The following is an 897-nucleotide window of genomic DNA, read 5'->3' on the forward strand; positions in this document are numbered from 1 at the left end:
GTCACCCGTCTGCTCCGGCGGCGCGTTCTCCACCCACGGCGACACCTTCAGCGTGACCCCGGCCTCGGCCACACCCCCACGCCCGTCGGCCACCGAGTACCGGAACGTGCCCGTGCCCTCGGCGTCCTCGGGCACCACCGCCTGCAGCGCCGCACCACCCATGATCGCCTGCCCCGTCGCGTTGCCCGGCCAGTCCCCCGCCACCGACGCCGTCATCACGTCCCCGTCCGGGTCCACGTCGTTGCCCAGCACCGGCAAGATCGTCGTACGACCCGGACGCACCCCGAACGAGTCGTCCTGCGCCTGCGGCGGCTTGTTCGGCTGAGTCCGGTCCGCGATGAACTGGTCCACCTGCTCCGGGTTCGTCAGCTCCGCGTCAGACTCCTCACCCTCGGCCTCCTCCGGCATCTGCACGTCCCAGTCGTCGACCTTCTGGTACTCGTCCGCCGCCATCCACAACGTCCCCGCCGACAGGTCGTTCAGCACGATCACGTGCCGGTTCACCCGGTACTCCAGGCGGGTCTGCGGGTCCAGGCCCTCGAGCCGCTCGTCGACGTCCCGACCCGTGCCGTCGCAGTCGCGGATGACCTGACCCGTCGAGGCCCACGCCCCGTACGTGCAGGCACCGAGCTGGACGGGTGCCGCCGGCACGCCCTGCGCGGCACGACGCTTCGCGTCCCCCCCCTTGAGCGGCTGGGAGACGAGGGCGTCCGTCGTGGCGACCACGACCACGTCCGAGGACTGCGACGGCTGCTGCAGGCGCGCGTCCCCGCCACCCTCGATCGCCACGCTCTTCCCGCCGGGCAGGATCAGGTGGGACGCGGACCGGTCGAGCACGACGGGGCGGTCGCCGACCGCGGTCACCGCGACCTCGGCGCCCTGGGACACCGGCTGCGC

1 protein-coding gene is annotated in these 897 nt (G+C 72.9%); it reads right to left on the minus strand.

The window, feature by feature from the left end:
• Window positions 1-897: Ig-like domain-containing protein (locus G3I78_RS46350; protein ID WP_203616465.1), on the minus strand; the 897-nt coding region annotated here is incomplete at both ends.

This window comes from Streptomyces sp. SID13726 (assembly GCF_010548375.1).
Lineage (GTDB): Bacteria > Actinomycetota > Actinomycetes > Streptomycetales > Streptomycetaceae > Streptomyces.